Source organism: Paraburkholderia heleia NBRC 101817 (assembly GCF_000739775.1).
GTDB classification, from domain to species: Bacteria; Pseudomonadota; Gammaproteobacteria; order Burkholderiales; family Burkholderiaceae; genus Paraburkholderia; species Paraburkholderia heleia.
Genome location: NZ_BBJH01000025.1, coordinates 18,659 through 41,572 on the forward strand (window position 1 = coordinate 18,659; position 22,914 = coordinate 41,572).

At 65.4% G+C, this 22,914-nt stretch carries 20 protein-coding genes, 1 pseudogene and 1 riboswitch; of the genes and pseudogenes, 9 read left to right on the plus strand and 12 right to left on the minus strand.

Annotated features, from left to right (window positions below; all coding sequences use genetic code 11):
• Nucleotides 1-196: 196 nt before the first annotated feature.
• The 5 genes from BHE01S_RS20920 to BHE01S_RS20940 form a co-directional block, all read right to left on the minus strand.
• A complete protein-coding gene (locus tag BHE01S_RS20920) occupies nucleotides 197-871 on the minus strand; it encodes a response regulator transcription factor (protein ID WP_042267308.1) in 675 nt (224 codons plus the stop codon).
• A 40-nt stretch (nucleotides 872-911) separates the two neighbouring features.
• Complete coding sequence (locus BHE01S_RS20925) at nucleotides 912-1,841, minus strand: LysR family transcriptional regulator (protein WP_042267309.1); 930 nt, start codon at nucleotides 1,839-1,841, stop codon at nucleotides 912-914.
• Nucleotides 1,842-1,970: 129 nt separating this feature from the next.
• Entirely contained in the window at nucleotides 1,971-2,360 is a 390-nt protein-coding gene (locus tag BHE01S_RS20930) for a hypothetical protein (RefSeq protein WP_042267311.1), read from the minus strand.
• 209 nt (nucleotides 2,361-2,569) lie between these two features.
• A complete protein-coding gene (locus tag BHE01S_RS20935; protein WP_042267313.1) occupies nucleotides 2,570-4,009 on the minus strand; it encodes an MFS transporter in 1,440 nt (479 codons plus the stop codon).
• A gap of 46 nt (nucleotides 4,010-4,055) precedes the next feature.
• Nucleotides 4,056-4,658 carry a TetR/AcrR family transcriptional regulator gene (locus BHE01S_RS20940; RefSeq protein WP_042267315.1) on the minus strand — a complete coding sequence of 201 codons (603 nt, stop codon included), beginning with the start codon at nucleotides 4,656-4,658 and terminating at the stop codon, nucleotides 4,056-4,058.
• 163 nt (nucleotides 4,659-4,821) lie between these two features.
• On the opposite strand from BHE01S_RS20940, the gene BHE01S_RS20945 reads away from it, so the two are divergent.
• The gene (locus tag BHE01S_RS20945; RefSeq protein ID WP_042267317.1) at nucleotides 4,822-5,913 is read left to right on the plus strand and encodes an HPP family protein; all 1,092 of its coding nucleotides are present in this window, start codon (nucleotides 4,822-4,824) and stop codon (nucleotides 5,911-5,913) included.
• Between the two features lie 18 nt (nucleotides 5,914-5,931).
• On the opposite strand, the gene BHE01S_RS20950 is transcribed toward BHE01S_RS20945, so the two are convergent.
• The 3 genes from BHE01S_RS20950 to BHE01S_RS37945 form a co-directional block, all read right to left on the minus strand.
• Nucleotides 5,932-6,930 (minus strand): sodium:calcium antiporter, encoded by a 999-nt coding sequence (locus tag BHE01S_RS20950; protein WP_042267318.1) that lies wholly within the window; start codon nucleotides 6,928-6,930, stop codon nucleotides 5,932-5,934.
• A 105-nt stretch (nucleotides 6,931-7,035) separates the two neighbouring features.
• Nucleotides 7,036-7,211, minus strand: a riboswitch (yybP-ykoY riboswitch).
• A gap of 72 nt (nucleotides 7,212-7,283) precedes the next feature.
• Entirely contained in the window at nucleotides 7,284-8,456 is a 1,173-nt protein-coding gene (locus BHE01S_RS20955; RefSeq protein ID WP_042267474.1) for a porin, read from the minus strand.
• 89 nt (nucleotides 8,457-8,545) lie between these two features.
• Nucleotides 8,546-8,917 (minus strand): hypothetical protein, encoded by a 372-nt coding sequence (locus BHE01S_RS37945; protein WP_157025536.1) that lies wholly within the window; start codon nucleotides 8,915-8,917, stop codon nucleotides 8,546-8,548.
• Here BHE01S_RS37945 and BHE01S_RS20960 point away from each other — a divergent pair.
• From BHE01S_RS20960 to ugpB, 5 genes are all read left to right on the plus strand, one after another.
• Nucleotides 8,904-9,134: a DUF4148 domain-containing protein gene (locus tag BHE01S_RS20960; RefSeq protein WP_245639810.1), complete on the plus strand. Its 231-nt coding sequence runs from the start codon at nucleotides 8,904-8,906 to the stop codon at nucleotides 9,132-9,134. The two genes, BHE01S_RS37945 and BHE01S_RS20960, sit on opposite strands and share 14 nt — an antisense overlap.
• A 95-nt stretch (nucleotides 9,135-9,229) precedes the next feature.
• A complete protein-coding gene (locus BHE01S_RS38480; protein ID WP_167337699.1) occupies nucleotides 9,230-9,385 on the plus strand; it encodes a hypothetical protein in 156 nt (51 codons plus the stop codon).
• A gap of 112 nt (nucleotides 9,386-9,497) precedes the next feature.
• A complete protein-coding gene (locus BHE01S_RS20965; RefSeq protein ID WP_218000422.1) occupies nucleotides 9,498-10,181 on the plus strand; it encodes a class I SAM-dependent methyltransferase in 684 nt (227 codons plus the stop codon).
• Between the two features lie 46 nt (nucleotides 10,182-10,227).
• Nucleotides 10,228-10,626: a VOC family protein gene (locus tag BHE01S_RS20970; RefSeq protein WP_042267476.1), complete on the plus strand. Its 399-nt coding sequence runs from the start codon at nucleotides 10,228-10,230 to the stop codon at nucleotides 10,624-10,626.
• 212 nt (nucleotides 10,627-10,838) lie between these two features.
• Complete coding sequence (gene ugpB / locus BHE01S_RS20975) at nucleotides 10,839-12,185, plus strand: sn-glycerol-3-phosphate ABC transporter substrate-binding protein UgpB (RefSeq protein ID WP_042267321.1); 1,347 nt, start codon at nucleotides 10,839-10,841, stop codon at nucleotides 12,183-12,185.
• A 117-nt stretch (nucleotides 12,186-12,302) separates the two neighbouring features.
• Here the strand turns inward: ugpB and BHE01S_RS20980 are convergent, their stop codons facing one another.
• Nucleotides 12,303-14,150, minus strand: coding sequence for an acyl-CoA dehydrogenase (locus BHE01S_RS20980; RefSeq protein ID WP_042267323.1), 1,848 nt, complete (start codon nucleotides 14,148-14,150; stop codon nucleotides 12,303-12,305).
• Nucleotides 14,151-14,655: 505 nt separating this feature from the next.
• On the opposite strand from BHE01S_RS20980, the gene BHE01S_RS20985 reads away from it, so the two are divergent.
• Nucleotides 14,656-16,755, plus strand: coding sequence for a putative bifunctional diguanylate cyclase/phosphodiesterase (locus BHE01S_RS20985; RefSeq protein WP_042267324.1), 2,100 nt, complete (start codon nucleotides 14,656-14,658; stop codon nucleotides 16,753-16,755).
• A 34-nt stretch (nucleotides 16,756-16,789) separates the two neighbouring features.
• On the opposite strand, the gene BHE01S_RS20990 is transcribed toward BHE01S_RS20985, so the two are convergent.
• A complete protein-coding gene (locus BHE01S_RS20990; RefSeq protein ID WP_062859877.1) occupies nucleotides 16,790-17,551 on the minus strand; it encodes an aldolase in 762 nt (253 codons plus the stop codon).
• Between the two features lie 270 nt (nucleotides 17,552-17,821).
• Between BHE01S_RS20990 and BHE01S_RS20995 the strand changes: the two genes are divergently transcribed.
• Entirely contained in the window at nucleotides 17,822-19,258 is a 1,437-nt protein-coding gene (locus tag BHE01S_RS20995; RefSeq protein WP_042267328.1) for a DNA-binding protein, read from the plus strand.
• Nucleotides 19,259-19,404: 146 nt separating this feature from the next.
• On the opposite strand, the gene BHE01S_RS21000 is transcribed toward BHE01S_RS20995, so the two are convergent.
• Nucleotides 19,405-20,298 carry a pirin family protein gene (locus BHE01S_RS21000; RefSeq protein ID WP_084069076.1) on the minus strand — a complete coding sequence of 298 codons (894 nt, stop codon included), beginning with the start codon at nucleotides 20,296-20,298 and terminating at the stop codon, nucleotides 19,405-19,407.
• A gap of 640 nt (nucleotides 20,299-20,938) precedes the next feature.
• Nucleotides 20,939-21,628 (minus strand): annotated as a pseudogene (locus tag BHE01S_RS39200) (APC family permease); the annotation flags it as partial.
• Between the two features lie 374 nt (nucleotides 21,629-22,002).
• Here BHE01S_RS39200 and BHE01S_RS21010 point away from each other — a divergent pair.
• Entirely contained in the window at nucleotides 22,003-22,902 is a 900-nt protein-coding gene (locus tag BHE01S_RS21010) for a LysR family transcriptional regulator (protein ID WP_042267330.1), read from the plus strand.
• Nucleotides 22,903-22,914 lie beyond the last annotated feature (12 nt).

The window sequence follows — 22,914 nt, forward strand, 5'->3', positions numbered from 1 at the left end:
CAGATGGGGCTCCGTTCATGCGCAAGGCTGCGCGCCACGCGTGGGTGCAGACGACGCCGGTATTGTGTCCGGCGCGTCCTAACACGCGGGAGCCAGGCAAATGAAAAAAGATTTAGCTGCGCGCCGGTCTCATGACGCTTGCAGGAGTGCGAAATGAAACGCAGCAGTGAGACCGGCGGCAAGATGGAAGACGGCGTCAGCCGAGCAGATAACCCGAGCCGCGTATCGTGCGGATGAGCGAGGGTTGACCGGGTGTGTCCACGCGATTGCGCAGGCGTCCCACGTGAACGTCCACGAGATTGGTGCCGGGGTCGAAGCGGCCGCCCCACACGCCTTCGAAGATCATGGTGCGCGTGAGCACCTGGCCCGCGTGGCGCATCATGAATTCGAGCACGCGCAACTCGGTGGGGCGCAGGCGCAGCACCTTGTCGCGGCAGCTGAGCCGGCGCTTGACGAGGTCGAGTTCGAGCGGGCCCACACGCAGTACGGTTTCTGTCGTGGCGGGGCGCGTGCGCCGGCGCACGAGCGCTTCGACACGGGCGGACATCTCGTCGATCGAAAACGGCCGGGTGAGATAGTCGTCGCAGCCGGCCCGCAGACCCTGGATGCGTTCCTCCACACCGGTCGTCGAACTCATCACGATCACGGGTGTTTCGATACCCACGCCGCGCATGGTGGTGACGATCGTGAGACCGTCGAGGTCGGGCAGGCGCCGCTCGAGCGCGACGACGTCATAGTCGCCCGCCATCACCATCGCAATGCCTTCGCGGCCCGAGCGGGCAACGTCGACGGTGAAGCCGGTCGAGGCGAGCGTGGGCACGACGCTGCGCTCGGTAACGGCGTCGTCTTCAATGGTTAGTATTCTGGGCATGGCTTTGCACGCGTAGTGACGAAAAAAACGGGAAGCCGCATCAGGCAACCGCGCGCAGCGGCGCAGACCGCGTCTGCGCCACGTTCGTGCGGAACTGCTCCACGGCGAAGTCGATGAAGCTGCGGATCTTCATCGTGAGGTAATTGCGCCCGGAATAGACGATCGAGATGTGCTGCACGCCGCCGTTGACGTCGAACGCGTTGAGCACGGGCAAGAGCGCACCGCGCGCGAGGTCGTCGGCGACGAGGGGCAGCGGCAGCAGCGCGACGCCCATGTCCGCGAGCGCGGCGGCACGCACGGTTGCATAGCCGTTGGCCGTCATCGGGCCGTTCACGTTGATGCGCTGCACACCCTCGGCGTTCGAGAACTCCCAGTGGCGCGGCGCATCGGAAACCGCGAGCAGGCCGTGCTCGGCCAGTTCGGCGGGTTCGCGCGGCATGCCGTGGCGCGCGAGCCAGGCGGGCGTGGCCACGAGCATCTCCTTGATCGAGGTGAGCTTGCGGCTCACGAGCGAGGCGTTCACGCTCTGGCGGTCGGTCGCGAAGCACACGTCGAAGCCGCCTTCGATCAGGTCGATGTGCGTGTCGTATGCCGTCACGTCGAATTCCACGCGCGGATTGACCGCGCGATACGCGCCGAGCATCGTGGGCAGTCCCGAGCTTGCGAACACGGCGGGCGCGGCGATGCGCAGTATGCCGCTCGGGTCGCGTGTGGCGCGCACGAGTTCCGATTCGACCTGATCGAGCTTTTCGATCACGGCACGACAGCCATCCAGGTAGAGGCGTCCGGCTTCGGTGAGCGAAAGGCTGCGCGTGGAGCGGTTCAGGAGGCGCATGTTCAGATGCGCTTCGAGCATGCCGACGCTGCGCGTGACGGCCGCGGCCGACATGCCGAGCTGCTTGCCGGCCAGGTTAAAGCTGCTCAGATCGACGACGCGCGTAAAGACGCGCATGGCTTGGAGCTGGTTCATGGGCGATAGTCCTGGGAAGACGCGCCGCCACGAGGGCGAGCGCGGGCATCGACGCCGGGCAAGGCGGCGACGTTTCATTCACGCTTCGTGCGTGATCAGACGGGAAGAATGAGCGGGCCGGCAGCGCGCCTAATTGGGCAGCGCCTGCCCATAGGCGTGCGCTTCGCGCTGCGCGGCGGCCTCGTGCGCCGAGAGCGCGGCCTTGAGCCGATGCATGCTTTCGGTGGGAATGGCGAAACCTGCCCAGCCGAGACCGGTATGGCGCAGAAACAGCACGACGCCGTCGAAGAGCGGATTGCGTTCCGTGTACCAGCACGGATCGATCTCGAGCACATATTGATGCGACCGCAAGGGCTGCTCGGGCACCGCCGGCTGCATGTGCGCGCGCAGCTTGCTGAGTTCTTCGATCAGGCCGTCCACATCAGGCGTGTCGAGCAGGGCGGCTTGACCGCTTACCTTTACGCATACCGCGTGCTGGCCGTATTCGTTGACGAGTTCGATCGACAGCGGCTTTTGCATATTGCGCTCCTCTCAGTGCTGAAACTGGGAGGTATTATCGGTGCCCAATCGGAACGCATGCTTTAAGTTGCGGCGCACTCCAGATGAAAACAAATTTAGAAAGCGACGATTCGCTTGCCCGTTATCGCGGCATGGCGCGCAGGCCGTGTTAATCACGCGGCCCGGCGCATGGCCATCGTTTCATGCAGACGCGATGGAAGCCGTTAATCTCATACGTGCTGTTTGCGCAATTGCGGCACGCGATTATTGCTGCCACCGGCGAGAAACGCTGCAACGAAAAGCAGAATGCCGATAATTGCAATCGTCGTCGCAAACGCGCGAGCGACGTGCGCGCTGCTCGCATCCGGCCCGGCGAGCGCGAAAAACAGGCCACCGAGCAGCGCCACGGCGAGCGCGGCACTCACCTGCAACATCGAGCTGACGAGCCCGGCGGCAAGACCGGACCAGCGTCGATCGACACATTCGACATTGCGCCTGACGAGGGCAGGCAACGCGACGCCCTGGCCGAAGCCGATCAGAAAGAGCGACGCGCCCAGCGCGTGAAGACGTCCATCGTGAACAAGCATGGCAGTCCAAAGTAATCCGCATCCCTCGACTGCCATGCCTGCCGCCGCCGCACGGTGCCCGAGCCGGCGTGCAATCAGGGGATTGAGCAGCGGCCCGACCAGAAAGCCGACGCCCAGGGGCAGAATACGCAATCCGGTTTCGAGCGGCGCGAGCCCGAGTGTACGCTGCACGTAAATCGCGAACATCATGAAGAACGGTGCGAGCGAATAGAAGAAGAGCGTGGCAACGAGCCCGCGCACGAGACCTGGCGCGGTGAAGATGACGGGCGGCACGAGTGCGTCGCGACCGGCGTTCGCGACGCGCGCCTCGTAGCGCCAGAAGATCGCGAACAGGGGCGCGGCGGCAATGAGCAACGCCCACGTCCAGACCGGCCAGCCGTGCTCGCGGCCTTCGATCAGCGGCACGACCAGCGCGGCCAGCGCCAGGGCCAGCAAGACCATGCCGCCGGGATCGAGCTTCGCCGGGTGGTCCGAGCGGCTTTCACGCACGAGCCAGTATGCTGCGGGCGCGGCCACCATCACGACAGGCAGGTTGATCAGAAAAATGCTGCGCCAGCCAGATTCGAAGACGTTGACCGACACGAGCACGCCGCCGAGCGCCTGGCCGGCGACTGCAGCAATCCCATAGGCCGCGCCAAAGAGGCTGAGCGCAAGCCCCTTCTGAGGTGCCGGAAAGAGCGCGTGGATCGAGGCAAGCGCCTGGGGCGCCATGACGGCCGCGGCGCCCCCCTGAAGGATGCGCCCCGTCACGAGGGCCGCGGGCGAACTGGCGAGCCCGCAAACGGCCGAAGCCGCCGCGAACGCGAGGATCCCCACGAGAAAGATGCGCCGCCGTCCGTACAGGTCGCCTAGCCGGCCGCCTGTAATGAGAAAGATCGCGTAGGTCGCCGCGTAGGCCGAAATCACCAGCTGCGCGATGGCGGCGCTGGCATGCAGGTCGGCCTGCATCGACGGCAGCGCCACGTTGACGATGAAGAAGTCGAGCGGCGGCAATAGCGTGCCCATCAGCAGCACGGTCAACGCCCACCAGGTGCGCGCGCCCGCTCGCGTGGGCGGCAATTCCACAGTCGAAAGGTTCGTCATGCGGCCTCCGTATGGAACCATTCAGTTCCTAATTGGGCAAAAAAAACTAGCGGATGGCGCTCAGCGCGATTTCAGCGATTGCATTCATCGCACGCTCGCCGGCGTCGGTCTTGCCCAGCACGCGCATGCCTTCGATCGTGCAGAGCAGGAAGCGCGCGAGATCGTCGGCATTCTGGCCGGCGGCCAGTTCGCCCGCCGCCTGGCCACGCCGGATCGCGCTCGCGAGCAGCGCCTGCATGCGCGCGAACATGTCCGTGACGCGGGCTTTCACCTCGGCGTCGAAGGGCAGGCACTCGGTGGCGGCAGCCGTCACCGGGCAGCCCGCAAGCCCTTCGAGGCCCGCGGAAAGGCGCACGTAATGACGCAGCGCCTCGCGCAGCGCGATGCGCGCAGAGGCGTGCCGCAGGTTGCGTGTGAGCCGTGCGATACCGCGCTCGGTGTAGTAGTCGAGCGACGCGAGAAAGAGCTGGTGCTTGTCGCCGAACGCCTTGTAGAGGCTGCCGCGGGAGAGCTGTGTGCCTTCGATCAGGTCGGGCAACGACGTTGCGGCATAGCCGCGCGCGCGGAATACCTCGAGCGCGTTCTGCACGGCTTCCTGCTCGTCGAACTCGCGTGGACGGCCAGGGCCAGAGCGGGTATCGGATTTCATGCCACTATTCTAGACCAAACGATTCCGAATTGCAGGGAAAACCGCGCGTGGCGCAGATAAACATGCATACAGAATGAATTATATGTACGCACAGAAATATCAATTGTTGATATTCGGCGTGCGTCGGTAATCTGGCCGACATACCGACCAGCACGCCCCAGCTATGCCCCGCACCGCGCTCATCGAATGGTTGACGAGTTTCGTGCCCAACCCGGCCGCCCCGCCGTGGCGCGAGCGGGTGCGGCGCTGTGGTGGAGCGTTGCTCGGCATCGCCTTCACGGGACTCGCAACGCATTGGGCGTTCGGCGCGGCGGGCGATATCCCGCTGCTCGTGGCGCCCATGGGCGCTTCTGCCGTGCTGCTCTTCGGCGCGTCGGACAGCCCGCTTGCGCAGCCGTGGTCGATTCTCGGCGGCAACTTCGTCTCCGCGCTAGTGGGCGTGGCGTGCGCGCAATGGATCGCGTCGCCGGTCGTGGCGGCTTCCGTGGCAGTGGCGCTCGCCATCTGCGCGATGTTTCTGTGCCGCTGCGTGCATCCGCCTTCAGGCGCGGTCGCGCTGACCGCCGTGCTCGGCGGCCCCGCCGTTCATGCGCTCGGCTTTCACTTCGTGCTCGCGCCGATTGCCTTCCAGTCCGTCGCGTTGCTCAGTGCGGCGCTCGCGTTCCACGCCCTGACTGGTCACCGCTATCCGCGCGCTGCGTTTCGCCCCACGCCCCAGGCCGCTGCCGCGCCGCTTGCCGCGCTCTCGCAACCTCTGCTGGAGCCGCTGGATTTTCCGCTAAAATCGTTCGAACAACTAACTTGCGAGGAAATCATGTCGATTGGCTGTCCCGCCGTGCCCGCGACAATGGGCGCGCGGGCGGCGCACGAGATGTTCCGCCGCCACGGTGCTTCGACGCTGCCGGTGGTCGATGCGATGGACCGCGTGGTCGGCGTCGTCACGCATCACGCGCTCGGCGACCTTGCGCCGGCCGCAGGCCTCAGGCGCGTCTGGAACACGTTGCGCCGCGCGGTGCTGCGCGAGTCGGCGCGCGTGGAAGAAACCGTGGAAGCCGTGATGGCGGCCGGCGTGCACGCGGTCCATCGGGCCACGCCGCTCGCGCATCTCGTGCCGATCTTCATCGAGCACGCTTACCACGACATTCCGGTGATGGACGATGCGCGGCGGCTGGTTGGCGTGGTCAGGCATTCGGACATGATCCGCTGGCTCCATCACCGCGCAGGCGCCGCCCAGGCGGCCGCGGCGGCAGCCTGAGCCTGGTGCCAGGGCGCGTCACATCACGAACAGCATGGCCGCGAACACAGCATAGAGCCAGCCGACATGCGTGAGCTGACGGCTGCGCACCTTCGGCGCGCGAAACGCCCATTGCAGGAACAGAATCGCGACCATGGTCGTCACGGCCGCGAGAATCGAGGGCGTGCCGAGATGCCACGGCGTGAAGAAGAGGCCGAACGCCGTCGGAATGGTGGCCTGAATCATCATTGCGCCGCTGATGTTCGCCAGCGCCAGCCGCTCCTTGCCCTGACGTACCCAGATGATCGCGTTCATGATCTCGGGCAGCTCGGTGGCGATCGGGCTGAACAACACGGCAGTCAACTGCGGGCTGAGGCCGAGGAACGGCCCCACGGCGCCGATCTGCTGCACGAACAGGTGCGAGGCCGCGAAGATCACCGCGAGCGCGCCCAGCGTCTGCAGCAGAATCCACACCATGGCCGGATTGTCGTCGTGCGGGCGCAGCTTCAGCGGCTCGAGATCGCCTTCCACCTCGCCGCTGTCTTCGGCGGAAAGCTCCTTCCAGCAATAGAACGCGTAGGCCGCGAGAAAGGCGATCCCCAGTACCGGCTTGAAGCTGAACACCACGAGCCCGAGCGCGATCTTCGCCACGAAGATCGCGAGGAACCAGAGTTGGTCGCGCCGCAGACGGCGCGTATTCACGTCGACGGTGGCCGCACGCTCGCGGCCCACGCGCTTCGCTGTCGCGAGCAACGCAAAACCCACCACGGCATACGCTATCGTGCTGAGCGCGAGCGGCCCGCCAATCGCGGCGCCTACGCCGATTTCCTTGTGGGCGGGATCGCCGCCGAAGGCGACCGCAACGAGCGTGACCACGCTCTCGGGCAGCGCCGTGCCGAACGCGGCGAGAATCGTGCCGGTGGCGGTTTGCGTGACCTTGAGCTTGTAGCCGAGCCACTCGACGCTATTGACGAAGGTCTCGCAGGACAGGTAGATGATGCCGGCCGCGGCAATGAGCAGGGCGAACGTCAAGATCATGACGAACGCTCCATGGCGCAAACGAGAAGTGGATGCGGGGCGAGACGAGTCATTGTTTTTGCCGTGTTGTGCGAGCCGGGCACCGAAACCATGACGCTTCCCTTCGCCCGGCCCGGGTGAAAGGGAAAACGTCATAGGTCTCGTCAGGCCGCGCAACTGCAGCGATTCGCTGCAGTGATTCGCAATACGGCTGCCGGCGCCATGGTGCAGGGGCACCAATTATGTTGACGGCGGCGCAACGCCAAAGCAGACGTTGCAGACTACTCCCCTAAGACAGGGGGTGATTATAGCCGAAGTTCATGGCGGCGAGCGATTATCGGCGCGCCCGCCGCATGCCTCTTGCGCGAAGCGAATCAGAACTTGTGACGCAACCCGACCATCACCATCGCCTGCTTGTCGTTGGTCGCGTCGTTGCCGAAGTCGGCGAACGAGGCGACCGCGTTGACGAGTTCGCCCGTGTTCGCGTCGATGGTCTTGCCCGACGCCTTCTGGTAGCCCGCGAGCGCGTAGATATCGGTGCGCTTCGAGAGGAAGTAGTCGCCGCCAAGGCTGAACTGGTTATAGCTCGCGTCCACGCCGTTGCCGTGACCCTTCGTGTAGTTGTAGCCGAAGCCCACGAGCGCGACCGGCGTGACCTGATAGTTGATGAAAGCCTGGCCCGTGTTGAACTTCGTGTCGCTGTTCGCGCCGGCTGCGCTCTGATAGTTCGCGTACTCGACATTGCTGTACGCAAGGCCCGCCGTCACCGGCCCATACGTGTAGTCGCCGGCCGCGCGAATGATCTGCAGCGAATTCGCGGAGACGAAACCGCCCGTGATGGCGGTCGAATCCACGTTGACGTCGGTGTTCGGGTTCAGGCCGTCGAACGTCGCAGCCGTGCCGCCGTTGCTGTTGGCCTTGAAATAGCCCGCGCCGAAGCCGAACGGACCATGGTTGTAGGCGGCCGCCACGGCCCACGTCTGGCCCGCACCGATGCTGCCCGCCTGGCCGCCGAACGCGTACATCGCGCTCATCTGCAGGCCGCCGAAGTTCGGGCTCGCATACTTGATCGAGCTGCTGGTGCGGTAGCTGTTGTCGTAGTTGTCCATGTCGCCCGGCGTGGCGAACGTCGAGCCGAATGCGCCGTCGTTGGTGAGCGGCTGCAGCAGGTCGATGAGCGGATCGTACTGGCGGCCGAGCGTGACGGTGCCCGCGGTGCTCGAGTTCAGGCCGACCATGGCCGTGCGGCCGAAGAGGCGGCCGCCCTGGCCCTGCTTGCCGTTGTCGACGTTGAAGCCGCTTTCGAGCTTGAAGATCGCCGAAAGGCCGTTGCCGAGGTCCTCGGTGCCGCGCAGGCCCCAAAGGTTCGGCGACAGATTGCCGGACATCATCTGGAATGTGCCGCCCGAACCGTTCTTGCCCTGCTGGTTGCCGAACCAGGCAACTGCGGTGTCGAGCGAGCCGTAGAGCGTCACGCTGCTTTGCGCGTGGGCGATGGAGGCAAACGATGCCAGCGCGAAGGCGGCGGCGAGAGCGGTTCTTTTCATTGAATGGTCTTCGTTGGTGAGTGGCATGTGTGAGAGTGAAATCGCGGCGCGAAGGCGCGCTAAGGCATGGTTTTGCCGACGGCCGAAATTCAGCGGCGATTATGCGTAACGCCTTCCGTGGACGAATTTGAAAAATGGAAAGACTGCGTTTCATGATTCGCATGAGCGCGAACGCGCCGCCAGTGCGGCTTCACAAGGCTTTGCCCTGCGCAGGCGTTGTTTTTTTGCGGCGAATTCTTCTGATTGGTAAGAATGACTAAACGAATATCGAAGCCAGAATTCATCGCGTGAGCGATTAAATATTTCTTCATTTTCCTGCGGATGTTTGGCGAAAGTCGCGCCTCTATCCTTGCCTCACGAGTCGCAACCCGATTCGATGCCGGAACGGGCAACGCTTCCGGCCATGACCGATAGCCCCGGCCCGCGAGGCCGCACAGGAGAAACGAGGTGAGGATATTCAAGAGCGGCGCGTGCACCGCAATCATGCTGTCGATATCGGCGCTCGCGCACGCACAGGCGGCGAGCGCACCGCAGGCGAGCGTGCGGCAACTGGCGAGCGCACAAGTCTCGCAGGCCGACGCGCCGGTCACACGCGCACAGGTGCGCCACGAACTGGTGCACGCCGAGCGTGACGGGCAGATCCAGACGCTCGATCGAACGCTGTACGCGCATCACTGAAGCCGCAGCGCTTCCGTCGCAGCGAAGCAGGCCGCGCGCCGTGACGGAACCTCGCATCGCGGCCACCCACAACGTCGGCTCAATCCATCCCATTCATGAAATCACGCATTCTTTCCTACGTGTTGCGTGCCGCGCTGTGCGTTGCAGTCGCCGCCGCCTTCTCCGGATGCGCGAACCTGCATCCGCAACCCAACGGTCCCGGCGACTGCGTCGGGCCGGCGGGCTTCTGCGTGCCGTTCTTCGGTTCGTAATTCGCGAGGCCGGTCTTCCTGGCGCCGTGTTCGCGTCCCGCTGCGGGGGCTGGCGGCGCGCATAATACGCGTTTCGACGGCACATCCACGATCCGTGTCCAGGAGGAGACCCATGAGTCGCGATATGCGCACCGACGCCGAAGTCCTCGCATCGTGGCACCGCAACGCGACGCCCTGGATCGCCGCGGTGCGCGGCGGCGAGATCGCGAGCCGCCGGCTCGCGACCGACTCAGCGGTGCTCGATGCCGTGCTCGCGTGCGCGCCGCGCAGCGTGATCGATCTCGGCTGCGGCGAAGGCTGGCTCGCGCTGGCGCTCGCGCGCCGCGGCGTCGCTGTCACGGGCGTGGACGCGGTGCCCGAACTCGTGGAGGCCGCGCGCGCGGCGGGACTCGCGGACTGCCGCCTGCTGACCTACGAGCAGGTCGCGCAGGGCGCATTACCCTGCCGCGCCGATGCGGTGGTGTGCAATTTTTCGCTCATCGGCGCGACCTGCGTCGATGATTTGCTGGGCGCGGTACCCGCGTTGCTGGAGCCGCAAGGCACACTCGTCGTGCAGACGCTGCATCCGCTCATGGCATGCGGCGACGAGCCTTATATCGACGGCTGGCGCGCCGGATCGTGGGCCGGATTCAGCCGTGCGTTTCGCGACGCGCCGCCGTGGTACTTTCGTACGCTCGAAAGCTGGATCGCGTTGTTCGACATGAGCGGTCTCGATTTGCGCGCGTTGCGCGAGCCGCTCGACCCGCGCAGCGGCAAGCCGGCTTCCGTGTTGTTCATGGCGCAACGGCGCGGTTGACTCCGCCCCGCGCGCCGCTGCAAACGAGGAGACAGCGGCAATGGCGATGATTTCTCACGTGTATATCGGCGTGAACGATTTCGAGCAGGCATTGACGTTCTATTCCCCGCTCATGCAGGCACTGGGCTTCGTGCAGAAGTTCCGCGATCCCGGCTACCCCTGGGCGGGCTGGATGGAACCCGGCGTGCCGCGTCCGCTCTTCCTCGTTGGCCGGCCGTGGGACGGCAAGGCCGCGCAACCCGGCAACGGCCAGATGGTCGCGCTGCTCGCGCCTTCGCGCGCGGCAGTCGACGCCGCCTACGCCGCCGCGCTCGCGCACGGCGGCGCCGGCGAGGGCGCGCCCGGCCTGCGCCCGCACTATCACCCGAACTACTACGGCGCGTACTTTCGCGACCCCGAAGGCAACAAGCTCTGCGTCTGTTGCCACGATCCCGCGGACCATTGACCCGCCGCGGCAAGTCATCACACGGGCGTCCCATTCGCTGTGCTACCCTTGCCTCGCCTTGGGCCGAGGGTGCCGTGCAGGCGTGCGAACGTCCGACGGCGGACGGCCTGATGTATCGAAGTCGCCAATCGAAGTCCTGAACCAGCGTCCCGATCCGCGCCTCATTGCGCGCATGCGCCGTGACAACGACCAATAACAGGAAGAAGACCCAGATGAAAAAGCACGAGATACAACGCGCAGGTTCGCGCGGCCGCTTGCGCGCACTGATTGCCGCCGTGGTGCTGGCGGGCAGCGCACAAGCCGCGCATGCGGCCACGGAAATCCAGTTCTGGCATGCCATGGAGTCCGAACTCGGCGAGCGCGTGAACGCGATCGCGCAGCAATTCAACGCGTCGCAGAGCGAATACAAGATCGTGCCCGTCTTCAAGGGCACCTACGACCAGACGCTTGCCGCCGGCATCGCGGCCTATCGCAGCGGCGACGCGCCCGCCATCCTGCAGGTGTACGAAGTCGGCACTGCCACGATGATGAACGCGAAGAAGGCCGTGCTGCCCGTGTACGACGTGATGAAGACCGCCGGCGTGCCGCTCGACGAAAAGGCCTTCGTGCCGACCATTGCGAGCTATTACAGCGACGCGAAGACGGGCCACCTGGTGTCGATGCCGTTCAACAGCTCGACGCCGGTGCTCTACTACAATCGCGACGCCTTCAGGAAGGCCGGCCTGCCCGACGCGCCGCCGAAAACCTGGCCCGAAGTCGCCGAAGCCGCCGCGAAGCTCAAGGCCTCGGGCATGAGCTGCGGCTTCACCACCGGCTGGCAGGGCTGGATCCAGATCGAGAACTACAGCGCGTGGCACGGCGCACCGATCGCGACGCGCAACAACGGCTTCGACGGGCTCGACGCGCAGCTCGAAATCAACAAGCCGCTGCAGGTCGCGCACATCGCCTTCCTGCAGAACATGGCAAAGCAGGGCACCTTCACCTATGTGGGCCGCAAGGACGAAGCCACCGCCAAGTTCTATAGCGGCGACTGCGGCATCATGATGGGCTCGTCGGGCGCGCTGGCGAACGTGCAGCAGTACGCCAAATTCAAGTTCGGCACCGGCATGATGCCGTACGACCCGAGCGTCAAGGGCGCGCCGCAGAACGCCATCATCGGCGGGGCGAGCTTGTGGGTGCTGGGCGGCAAGAACCCCGAGGTCTACAAGGGCGTGGCGAAGTTCCTCGCGTATCTGAGCTCGCCGGCCGTCGCCGCGAAGTGGCATCAGGACACGGGCTATCTGCCGGTGACGAAGGCCGCGTACGAACTCACGCAGCAACAGGGTTTCTACGCGTCGCATCCGGGCGCCGACACGGCCACGAAGCAGATGCTCAACAAGCCGCCGCTGCCGTGGACCAAGGGCCTGCGCCTTGGCAACATGCCGCAGATCCGCACGATCGTCGACGAAGAGCTCGAACAGGTGTGGACGGGCGCGAAGACGCCGCAGCAGGCGCTCGATTCGGCCAACTCGCGCGGCGACGATCTGCTCAGGCGCTTCGAGCAGCAGGCGGCGAACTGACGGTCCGACGCGCGTGAAGTGATCCGGTGCCTCGGGCGAGGCACCGGGCAGCGCCCCGGGAGGCGGCCGCCGGTCCGGTCTTTGGGGGCGCTTTGCTTACGCGCCAGGGTCGCGGCTTTAGAACCACGCGTCCTGCATGTCGAGCGTGGTGCGGTCGAGCGAGGCGAGCAGATCGAACTGCGCAGCCGTTTTCGGCAACTCCCATGCGAAGAAGTAGGCGGCGGCCGCGAGCTTGCCGTGATAGAAGTGCGCCTCGTCGCCGTGCGTTGTGTCGAGCGCCGCGCGTGCCACGAGCGCCTGTTCGAGCCACACCCAGGCGACGACCACGTGGCCGAACGCTTCCAGGTACACCGAAGCATTGGCGAGTGTCACAGCCGGGTCGCCGGCTGCCCACAATTGCCGCGTGACTTGCGTGAGCCGCTCGAATGCGGCTGCGAGCGCATTGGCGTGGGCGGTCCCGTCTGCCGTGCCCGAAGCGTGCGCGCGTTCGAGCGTGGCTTGCACGCGCTGCGCGAAGATCCTGAGCGCCGCACCGTCCTTGATGACGACCTTGCGGCCGAGCAGGTCGAGCCCCTGAATGCCGTGCGTGCCTTCGTGGATCGGATTGAGACGGTTGTCGCGATAGAACTGCTCGACGTTGTACTCGCGCGTGTAGCCATAACCGCCGTGCACCTGGATGGCGAGATCGTTGGCCGCGAGACACCATTGCGAAGGCCAGCTTTTCGCGATCGGCGTGAGCAGGTCCAGCAGCAGCGAGAGCGTCTCGCGTTCCGTGCCGCTGGCGGCGCCCGCTTCATCCACGAGTTTGGCGCACAAGAGGTTGAGCGCGAGCGCGCCTTCCACGTAGCTTTTTTGCGCGAGCAGCATGCGGCGCACGTCGGCGTGCTCCACGAGCCTGACCTGCGGCGAAGCCGGATCTTTGCCCGCGGCGCCCACAGGACGCCCTTGCGGACGGTTGCGCGCGTAATCGAGCGCATGCAGATAGCCGGTATAGCCGAGCATCGTCGCGCCGAGCCCCACACCGATGCGCGCCTCGTTCATCATGTGGAACATGTACGCGAGCCCGTGGTGCGGCTCGCCCACGAGATAGCCGATCGCGCCCGCGCGGCCGCCCGGTGTGTGCCGCGTGCCTTCGCCGAAGTTCAGCAGGCAGTTCGTCGTGCCGCGATAACCCATCTTGTGATTGAGGCCCGCGAGCACGACGTCGTTGCTCTCGCCGCGCGAGCCGTCCTCGTTCACGAGGAACCGGGGCACGACGAACAGCGAGATGCCTTTGACACCCGCAATGAGCTTGCCATCGGGGCCGGGAATCTTGGCGAGCACGAGGTGCACGATGTTCTCGGCAAGCTCGTGCTCGCCGCCCGAGATCCACATCTTGTTGCCGCGCAGACGATATTGCGCGCCGAGCGGAGAATCGCATTCGAAGTCGGCGCGCGTGGCGACATCCGAAAGCGACGACCCCGCTTGCGGCTCGGAAAGGCACATCGTGCCGAAGTAGCGGCCTTCCAGTTCGGGGCGCACGAAGGTGTCGATCTGCTTTGCGCTGCCATGCGCGAGCAGCAGGTTCGCGTTGCCGATGGTGAGGAACGGATAGGCGCTCGTGCCGACGTTCGCCCCCTTGAACCACGCGAAGCCCGCCTTCTCGACGACGAGCGGCAACTGCATGCCGCCGTATTCGTAGTCCTGGCCCGCGGCCATCAGACCTGCGTCGCTGAACGCTTTCAACGCCGTCTTCACCTCGGGGATGATCGTGACCGTTTCGCCGTCGAAGTGCGGCTCGTGCTGATCGTTCTTCTTGTTGTGCGGCGCGAAGAGGTCAGTGGCGATTTTTTCGCAGGTGTCGAGCGCGGCGTCGAAGGTCTCGCGCGTGTGATCGGCGTAGCGCGGAATACGCGTGAGGCTTTCGACATCGAGCCATTCATGGAGCAGGAAATTCAGATCGCGGCGGGAAAGGATCAGCGACATGGCGGAACGGTCTCGCATCATGAGTGAGAAGGCGCCTAGCGTACCTAAAATAGAACGATCGTGCTATTGGTGGTTGCTCCAACGCCACCACGGTCTCCATGCCCAAATAAATGGGGCGCGTGCCGCGAAGAGGAAAAGAATTGGACCAGGGTGCTGAAAAGGTCTGCAAAAAACTTGTCCCGTAAAGGGGTTTCCTGAAGTTTCTCCATGTGCTGCCGTAAACGCGTGCGCGGGTCCCGATTTTCTTGTCGAGCTCGCCAACGAGTCGCGCCGACGCCATGACGGCGGCTCTTTTTGCAGCCGAATTGAATCAGGCGCATCAAGGTCCACCAGCCGCCGCCGCATTAACGCCTACCTGCAACTTTTTTCTCATCCAAATGCCGTTCATGCTGGCAGATTCGCCAGATCGCGCGCGCCATGCACGAGGTGTCCGGCCTCGTCGCATTGTCGTGATCATGTCGTGCGGCGCCCGGGGTGAACGAGTGGTGAACAAGGAGATCCTTCCATGATGAGCGTGGCGGGCTGCATCGTCTACAAGCACAATCTGTGGCTCGTCGTAGTCGCGTTGCTGATCTGCGCCGCGGGCTCGTGGGTCACTGCGCGGCTCGTTCTGCGCGCGTTCGCCACGCGTTCGCGGCAGCGCATGGGCTGGTCGTTCATCGGGGCCGTCGTTGCCGCCGCCGATATCTGGTGCACGCACTTCGTCGCCATGCTCGGCTTCGAACCGGGCGTGCCGATCGCCTTCGATCCCGTGCTGACCATCACGTCGCTGCTCATCGCGCTCGTGGGCAGTTTCGCCGGGTTTCTGCTCGCCACGAGCCAGGCCGCGAACCGTCTCACGCGCGCGGCGCCCGCGCTCGGCGGCGCGGTCGTCGGGCTGGCGGTCGCGCTCATGCATTACGCGGGCATGCTCGCGTATCGCGTGGAAGGCATCGTGATCTGGAATCGCATTGGAATCGCCTTGTCGATCGTGTTTGCGGTCTCGATCAGCGGGCTTGCGCTGCACCTCGCCGGCGCGGCCGCAAGGCGCCTGCAGGCGAACGCGGCGAGCGCCGGCGCGTCCGCGCGTCTCGTGGCGGGTGTGCTCGCCCTCGCCATCGCCGCGCTGCATTTCACCGGCATGTCCGCGTTCCAGGTCGTGCCGATGCCGATCGACGGACACTTTTCGAATCCTGCCGCGCTGCATGCGCTCGCGCTCGCCGTGGCGTGCATGGCGCTCGTGATCGCGGGCGCGGGCTGCGTGAGCTTCCTGCTTGACGACAGCGTGCGCGCCGAATCCGTCGAGCATCTGCGCACGATGGCGATGAGCGACATGCTCACCGGCTTGCCCAATCGCGCGAGCTTCAACGCACGCATCGACGCCGAACTGGCGCGCACGCAGGACACGCGCAAGCTCGCGCTCATCGGCATCGACCTGAACCGCTTCAAGGAAATCAACGACCTGCACGGCCATCATGCCGGCGACGAAGTGCTGCGCATTCTGGCGCGGCGTCTTTCGAGCCTGATGCGCGAAGGCGAGTTCGTTGCGCGCATGGGCGGCGACGAGTTCGTGGCGCTCACGCGTTTCGCCTCGCGCGAGGAACTCGGCGATCTGCTCTCGCGCCTCGAAACGGCGCTGTACCGGCCGGTGCGATACGACGACGCCGAACTGCTCTCGGGGGCGAGCCTTGGCGTCGCCATCTACCCCGACGACGCCACCACCAAGACCGTGCTCATCAACAACGCCGACCTCGCCATGTACCGCGCGAAGGCGGACCTCTCGCAGTCGGTGTGCTTCTACGAGCCGGCGATGGACGAGATCGCGCGGGCGCGCCGCTCGCTCACGCACGACTTGCGCGAGGCGCTCGCGCGTGGGCAGCTGAGCGTGCACTACCAGGTGCAGACCTCGATCGCGAACGGCGAAATTTGCGGCTATGAAGCGCTGCTGCGCTGGGAGCATCCGCGGCTCGGCTTCATCTCGCCTGCCGAATTCATCCCGCTCGCCGAGGAGAATGGCCTCATTCTCGGTATCGGCGCGTGGGTGCTGCGCGAGGCATGCACGCGTGCCGTTTCGTGGTCGCCGCCTTACAAGGTGGCCGTGAATCTTTCGCCCGTGCAGTTTGCGCACGCGGACCTGCCGAAGCTCGTCGAGACCGTGCTGGTCGAGACTGGCCTCGCGCCCGAGCGGCTGGAACTGGAACTCACCGAGACGACCATTTTCGCGGACCGCGAGCGCTCGCTCGACGTGCTGCAGCGGATCAAGGCGATCGGCGTGAGTATCGCGCTGGACGACTTCGGCACCGGCTACTCGTCGCTCGACACGCTGCGCTCGTTCCCCTTCGACAAGATCAAGCTCGACCAGTCCTTCATAAGCGAGGCCGGATCGAGCCGCCAGGCCACCGCGATCATTCGCGCGGTGCTCGCGCTCGGCAAGAGTCTCGGCATTCCGGTGCTGGCCGAAGGCATCGAAACCGAGGCGCAGTTCACGCTGCTCGCCGACGAGGGCTGCGACGAAGTGCAAGGGTATCTGCTCGGCCGCCCGGCGCCGCTCAGCCATCTCGTGGCGAGCGGACAGCTGTCGCTCCTCGCCGACGACGAACAAGCGCTGAGCGCCGTGCGAGGGTAAACGCTTTCGCCACCGCCGTAAAACGCTCCCCTGGTCAGGCGTGCGTGAGCGTTCTTCGCAGTGCCGCGAAGAACAGCTCCGACTGCAATCGCTCGCTCTGAATCTGGTCGGCCACGCGCTGCGCGAGATCGGCCGCCACGGGCCGTAATGTACGTCCGGTGGAGCCCGCGAGCACCTGCGCGGCGCACGCGCGTTCCAGGTAATAGAGGTCGTCGAACGCGTAGTCGATGCGCTCGCCGCACACCACCACGCCGTGGTTGCCGAGGAAGCCGATATCCTTGCCGGCGAGCGCATGCGCAATGCGCTCGCCTTCCTCGGGGCCGAGCGCGAGCCCGTTGTACTCGCGGTCGAGCGCGACGCGGCCGTGGTAGCGCATGGCGTTCTGCGACAAGGTCGTATCGAGCCCGCAGTCCTCCGTGAGGGTGAGGGCGGTGGCGTACGGCATGTGGGTATGCAGCACGCAGGCCTTTTTTGCGATTCCATGGATGGCGGCGTGGATAAACATCGCCGTCGGCTCTACGGCGTGGCGGCCCGCCACTACGCCCCCCTGTGCGTCGACGATGACGATATCGTCGGCCATCACCTCGCTCCACATCAGGCCGCGCGGGTTCAGCAGAAAGAGGCCGTTTTGGCCGGGAAGCTCGACGCTGAAGTGATTGCAGACGCCTTCACCCAGGCCGAAATGCGCGGCGGCACGCAGCGCGAGCGCGAGGTCGGCGCGCAGCGTCGCGACTTCCGGGTCGTGGAACAACTCCATGTGTTCAATGGCTCCGGCATGATGCACTGCGTGGCTCATGGATCGTGGCTCCTGTTTTTCAGATGACCGCGTTACGTTGTTGTCCGGGAAGCATAGCTCGCGCGTGCGTTCAGTGTACGGGCCGATGTTGCGCACCGCGAAACGCGGCGCCCGTGCGGGCGTCGGCAGCGGCTCGAAGCGGCCCGTTCCAGACGGCCCAATCCTGTGAACACCTCCCCTTAATCCCGGCTTTTCGAGCGATTAACCGGGGGGTGGTTGCCTGACAATCTCTAGAAACGCGGGGTGGGCTCGCACTTTATCGAGGCAGATATGTCAAGCAGCAGCATTGCGATCACGGACGAACTGGTTGCTGAAATCGCGAACCGGATGGCCGACGAGGGCCAGAAGGTTTCTCCCATGGCCATCTGGTCCGAAGTTCATACCGGCTCGGTGGTCGCAGTGGCTGCCTCGCTGCGCAAGTGGCGCGAAGAGCGCGCGCCGCGCCTGCAGCAGGTCGTCGAGCGCCCCGCATTGCCGGAAACCGTGACTGTCACGATGCGCGACGCGCTCGACCGGCTGTGGACGTCGGCCCAGGACGAGGCCGAGCGCGCCGTGGCGCGCCGCCTGCAGTCGATGCGCGAGCGCGTCGAGGACGCGTGCAACGAGCGCGACAACGCGCTCGAGGAATTGCAGACGACCGTCCAGGAACTCGACGCCCTGCAGGTCCAGCTCGACAAGATGACGCGCGCCTACGAGACCAAGGCCGATGCCGGGTCGGGTCTGGAGGAAGACATCGCGAGCGCGATTCAGCGCGCGGACGCTGCGGAAAAGCGCGCCGAGGAACTGGCCGGGCGCGTTACGGCGCTCGAGGCAGAACTGGAGCGCGCGCTCGCCGAACTGGCCGCCGAGCGCGAAGCGCACGCGAGCCAGGCCGCCGAAGCCGAAGCGGCAGCAGCAGCGGCCGCGGCGAGCGAGCAGGCCGAGCCGGCAGCCTTGACCGGGAACGACGAAGCGGAGCGCGCAGCGCGGGAAGCCGCCCATGCGGAAGCGGTGGCGAAGCTCGAAGGCGAACTGGAAGCGATTCGCGCGGCGCTGCAGGCCGAGCAGGAAGCGCACGCGGCCCAGCGTGAACAGGCCGCCGGTGCGCAGGCCGAGCGGGATGCCGCCGCAACCGAATTGCTGAATGCGCAGCAGCAGCTCGCCAGCCTGAGCGACGAGCGCACGGCCGACGCCTCCGAAATCGCACGTCTCACGGCGAGCCTGACCGAGGCGCAGGAGCGCGCCGACGCCGCGCAACAGCGCGCGACCGAACTCGCCGAACTGGGCGAATTCGCCGGCGCCGCGGCGTCGAGCGAAGCCGCCGAGGGCGCAGCCGAGGCACAGCCCGCGACTGCCGATCCCGAAGAAGTCGAGGCGCTGAAGGCCCAGCTCGCCGGCGAGACAGCGAGGCACGCCGCCGCGATTAGCGATGCGCGCGAGAACATCAAGCGCTGGTCCGAGTACGCGAACGGACTGAAGCAGCAACTGGCCCAGGCCAACGAAAAGGCGATCGTCGGTCTCGCCCGCAGCGCCGGCGAAGCCTCGCTGAGCCGCCGCCTCGCCGCCGAGCTGGGCCAGGTCGTGCCGGAGCATGAACTGCTGCGCAAGGAATCCCAGCAACAAGTGGTCGTCGAAGCGGTCAGCGCCCATCTCGAGCAGCAGGGCTATGCCTACGACGCCAAGACCGGCATGGTGACGAAGCTGAGCACCGAGAACGCGCCGGCCTGAGCACAGCCGTAGACCGTCCGCTTGATGGCGCACCGCGCGCGCGGTGCGCCAAGCCGTTTCTCCGTGACCGCTGCCTGAGTGCAGCGGTTTTTTTCGCCCTTCCCGATGGCTTCGACAGGTCGTTCAAGCGTCAGCTTTGGCAGCGCTTACTGTGCCGTAATGTGTTGCTCCTTCACGGCCAGCTGTCCAAAGCGCCCGCTGTTGAAGTCTTCTACCGCCTCGCGAATCTCTTCGGTCGTGTTCATGACAAACGGGCCATGCGCAGCGACGGGTTCGTCGATGGGTTCGCCGCTCAACATCAGAACGACTGCGTCGCTCATGGCGTCGAGCTGGACGTCGGTGCCCTCTCGTGCGAGGAGAACCAGTTGCGCGTCGCTGATGACCCGCTCGTCGCCGTTGACGCGAACCTGGCCTCGCAGCACGACTGGCGCGAGCGTGCGGCCCGCCGGTAGCGTCAACGCTGCGCCACGCCCTGCGTTGAGCCGCACATCCCAGACATCCATCGGCGTGAAGGTGTGCGCTGGCCCCGCCTTGCCCGCGAAGTTGCCGGCGATCACGCGCACCTGTCCTGCGCCTGCCGGCAGGTCCACTGACGGAATCTGGCTGGCCACGATGCTCTGGTAGCCGGGGGCCGTCATCTTGTGCTTCGCCGGCAGATTGACCCAGAGCTGCACCATCTCGAGCGTCCCGCCTGTTTTCGCGAACGCGCGCGAGTGGAACTCCTCATGCAGAATGCCAGCGCCCGCCGTCATCCACTGCACATCGCCGGGACCGATCTGGCCACCGCTACCCGTTGAGTCGAGGTGCTCCAGCTCGCCCTCGTACACGATAGTCACGGTTTCGAAGCCACGGTGCGGATGCTGCCCAACACCCAGCCGGCGGCCCGTCGGCGCAAAGCTTTTCGGTCCCGCGTACCTGTTGCAACTCAAGGCGGGCGTGAAGACGTCGCCCGGCTGCAAGCCGCCTTTGGTCCGGGAGTCGGCATCCTCGTGTTTGCGCGGTGCGTGCGCTCGCGCCGACGCGCCGGTTACACGCCCCACGCGGCTTTCTCGTGGGGTTCGTTCTGGGAATACCCGGCCGATATCGACTACGTCGGCGCAGGCACCGAGTGGCGCGGCGGGTGTGAACCGGCTCGCGTCGTATGAAAAGGACAGGCTCCGGAGGAAGAACGCGTTGTGGACGCCACCGATCAGGCCCCGAAATACGACTGCGCCGAGTCCCGTGACGATGCCTACCAGGAATGCATGGAAACACAGCTTGTAGAGGCCTACCGGATTCGTGTCGTCGTCTCGCACGGCGGCGGGGGCGGCGCTCACGGCTGCCATCCGCACCGCCTGGCGAGCTGCCTTTCCTGTGCTGTCTGATCCTCCGCCGTGGTCCATTGCCATGTGCTCCTTGTGCGCGCAGCTGAGAGTCGAAGTCCTGGCTGGTGCTATCCATCCGGGCCATCATGGCTGATGTTTCGCCGCGACTCAGTGACGATCGAAGCGCGAGCAGAAGGACAATAACGCTCCAGATCGCGACCACGAGAATGTCCCAGCCGAAGGTGATCAACCCGCGGCCGCCACCGATTCCCCCGAGCCACGATAGCAGCCACAGCCCACCGAACCAGGGAAGCAGCCAGGCGATGTGGCGCCAGCCGAAATCGTGAGCGGAGCGCCGTGCGATGTTGGCAGTTTCACCGCCCAGGTCGATCGCCGTACGAAAGCCCAGGTAGCTGAACACAATCCCTGCGGCGGGCAGCGCCGTGAACATTCCCGAGAGCTTGTAGCTGTCTGGTGCCGCGTGCATCACGTTCCAGTGCGTGCTTGCCGTCATCAGCGCGACGATCGTGACGAGCGGTACAAGCACTTTCCACCAGGTGATGGTCGAGTTGACGTTAAGCAGCCAGCGCACCACCATCAGATTCAGCAAGGCCGTGACGCCAAGAAGGGCGGCGCAGGTGATGAAGCCCGTGAGCGTCGGGAGTCCCGAGCTGCCGGGGTGAATGAACCATGGGAGATAGTTGTTCGCGTACGTGACGATTGCCTCCGCCTCAACCGCAGGTACGGGCACATAGGCCAGGAAGAGGAGCCAGCACCAAAGCTGGCCGAGCCCTTCACCATGGCTGGCATGGCTCATATGGACGAGTGCACCGCTTCGCGGGAAAAGGGCGGCGAGCTCCGCGAAGCACAGTGCAATCAGCATGATGATGACGGCACCGATGATCCAGCTGCCGATACTCAGCGGACCGGCGATACGCGAGGCGTGATATGCGCCGGACAGCCAGCCCGAGCCAATCATGCTGGTCGTGCTGGCAAACAGAAGCCCTACGATTCCGGCGTCGCGCCGGAGTTTGCCTTCGAGGGTCAGGCTTGAGGGTGTGCCCATGCCGAACTCCTTGCGTTCACTAACCCCTGACCGAAATGTCCGTTGCCGGCGGCGCCTCCGTGCGCACTCGGTCCTGCGTCGCGCCGAATCAACAGGATGAACCACTGCTGTCCTGTCTGTTTGATAAGAATTCCTCTATTTATCAACAATCTTTTTCGGATCGTCTATTTGCACCCGATCCCTCGTGCCCGTGCCGCGCGACACCATCCGGCAGATAGCTGCAGCGAAGTGTGACTCGTAGGCTAGAAAGCGCTTTTCTGCGCCGGCTCGATCGAACCTGTCCGGGATATGCGCACTGACGTGGGGGCGACGCAATCCGCGCTCGATCACGCCGTCGATTGACGGCACTGCTAGGGGCCGGTTAGGCTCGGGCCATGCGCCCATCCAAACTCGATCTGAATCTCTTCGTCGTGTTCGAGGCCGTCTATCGAACGCGCAACCTCACGCGCGCGGCGGAGTTGCTTTTCATCACGCAGCCCGCCGTGAGCAACGCGCTCGCGCGCATGCGCAAGGCATTCGACGATCCGCTGTTCGTGAGCACGCCGGCCGGCATGATGCCCACGCCGGTTTCCGAGAACATCATCGGCCGCGTGCGGGAAGCGCTTCAGCTACTCGATTCGAGCACCCACGCCGGCGAACGCTTCGATCCGGCCTCGTCGCAGCGAACCTTCCGGCTCAGCATGAACGACCTGACCGAGACCATGCTGCTTCCCGCGCTGCAAGAGGTGTTGCAACGTCTCGCACCAGGCATCCGCATCGAGAGCTACTTCACGACGCGCCGCGACGTTCCCGAAGCGCTGGCGAGCGGCGCGGTCCATCTGGCGATCGACGCGCCGCTCATCGACGATCCGTACCTGGAGCAGGAGCCGATGGGCCGCGACCGTTACGCGTGCATGCTGCGCCAGGGCCATCCGTTCGCCAAGAAGAAGCTCACAATCGACGACTACCTGCGCTTCGGCCATATCCACGTGTCGAGCCGCCGGCAGGGACCCGGTCTCGTCGATACCGAACTCAACAAGCTGGGACTCAGACGCACCATCCAGACCCGCGTTCAGCATTATCTCGTCGCGCCGTTGATCGCAATGCGGACCGATCTCGTTCTGACTGCGCCGCTCATGTTGCTCAAGCGCCATGACGCACGCATCCTGGCGCTGCCGTTCGATCTCCCAGATCTCGAGACGCATGGCTACTGGCACCGCAGCGTCACGGCCGATCCGGCCCATCGCTGGCTGCGCGAGCAGATCGGCCGTCTCATGCGCAAACAGAGACCATAGACCCTGGGTGTC

Coding starts and splice junctions, on each gene's coding strand:
- BHE01S_RS20920 (WP_042267308.1), bottom strand. CDS start 871: ATGCCCAGAATACTAACCATTGAAGACGACGCCGTTACCGAGCGCAGC.
- BHE01S_RS20925 (WP_042267309.1), bottom strand. CDS start 1,841: ATGAACCAGCTCCAAGCCATGCGCGTCTTTACGCGCGTCGTCGATCTG.
- BHE01S_RS20930 (WP_042267311.1), bottom strand. CDS start 2,360: ATGCAAAAGCCGCTGTCGATCGAACTCGTCAACGAATACGGCCAGCAC.
- BHE01S_RS20935 (WP_042267313.1), bottom strand. CDS start 4,009: ATGACGAACCTTTCGACTGTGGAATTGCCGCCCACGCGAGCGGGCGCG.
- BHE01S_RS20940 (WP_042267315.1), bottom strand. CDS start 4,658: ATGAAATCCGATACCCGCTCTGGCCCTGGCCGTCCACGCGAGTTCGAC.
- BHE01S_RS20945 (WP_042267317.1), top strand. CDS start 4,822: ATGCCCCGCACCGCGCTCATCGAATGGTTGACGAGTTTCGTGCCCAAC.
- BHE01S_RS20950 (WP_042267318.1), bottom strand. CDS start 6,930: ATGATCTTGACGTTCGCCCTGCTCATTGCCGCGGCCGGCATCATCTAC.
- BHE01S_RS20955 (WP_042267474.1), bottom strand. CDS start 8,456: ATGAAAAGAACCGCTCTCGCCGCCGCCTTCGCGCTGGCATCGTTTGCC.
- BHE01S_RS38480 (WP_167337699.1), top strand. CDS start 9,230: ATGAAATCACGCATTCTTTCCTACGTGTTGCGTGCCGCGCTGTGCGTT.
- BHE01S_RS20965 (WP_218000422.1), top strand. CDS start 9,498: ATGAGTCGCGATATGCGCACCGACGCCGAAGTCCTCGCATCGTGGCAC.
- BHE01S_RS20970 (WP_042267476.1), top strand. CDS start 10,228: ATGATTTCTCACGTGTATATCGGCGTGAACGATTTCGAGCAGGCATTG.
- ugpB (WP_042267321.1), top strand. CDS start 10,839: ATGAAAAAGCACGAGATACAACGCGCAGGTTCGCGCGGCCGCTTGCGC.
- BHE01S_RS20980 (WP_042267323.1), bottom strand. CDS start 14,150: ATGTCGCTGATCCTTTCCCGCCGCGATCTGAATTTCCTGCTCCATGAA.
- BHE01S_RS20985 (WP_042267324.1), top strand. CDS start 14,656: ATGATGAGCGTGGCGGGCTGCATCGTCTACAAGCACAATCTGTGGCTC.
- BHE01S_RS20990 (WP_062859877.1), bottom strand. CDS start 17,551: ATGAGCCACGCAGTGCATCATGCCGGAGCCATTGAACACATGGAGTTG.
- BHE01S_RS20995 (WP_042267328.1), top strand. CDS start 17,822: ATGTCAAGCAGCAGCATTGCGATCACGGACGAACTGGTTGCTGAAATC.
- BHE01S_RS21010 (WP_042267330.1), top strand. CDS start 22,003: ATGCGCCCATCCAAACTCGATCTGAATCTCTTCGTCGTGTTCGAGGCC.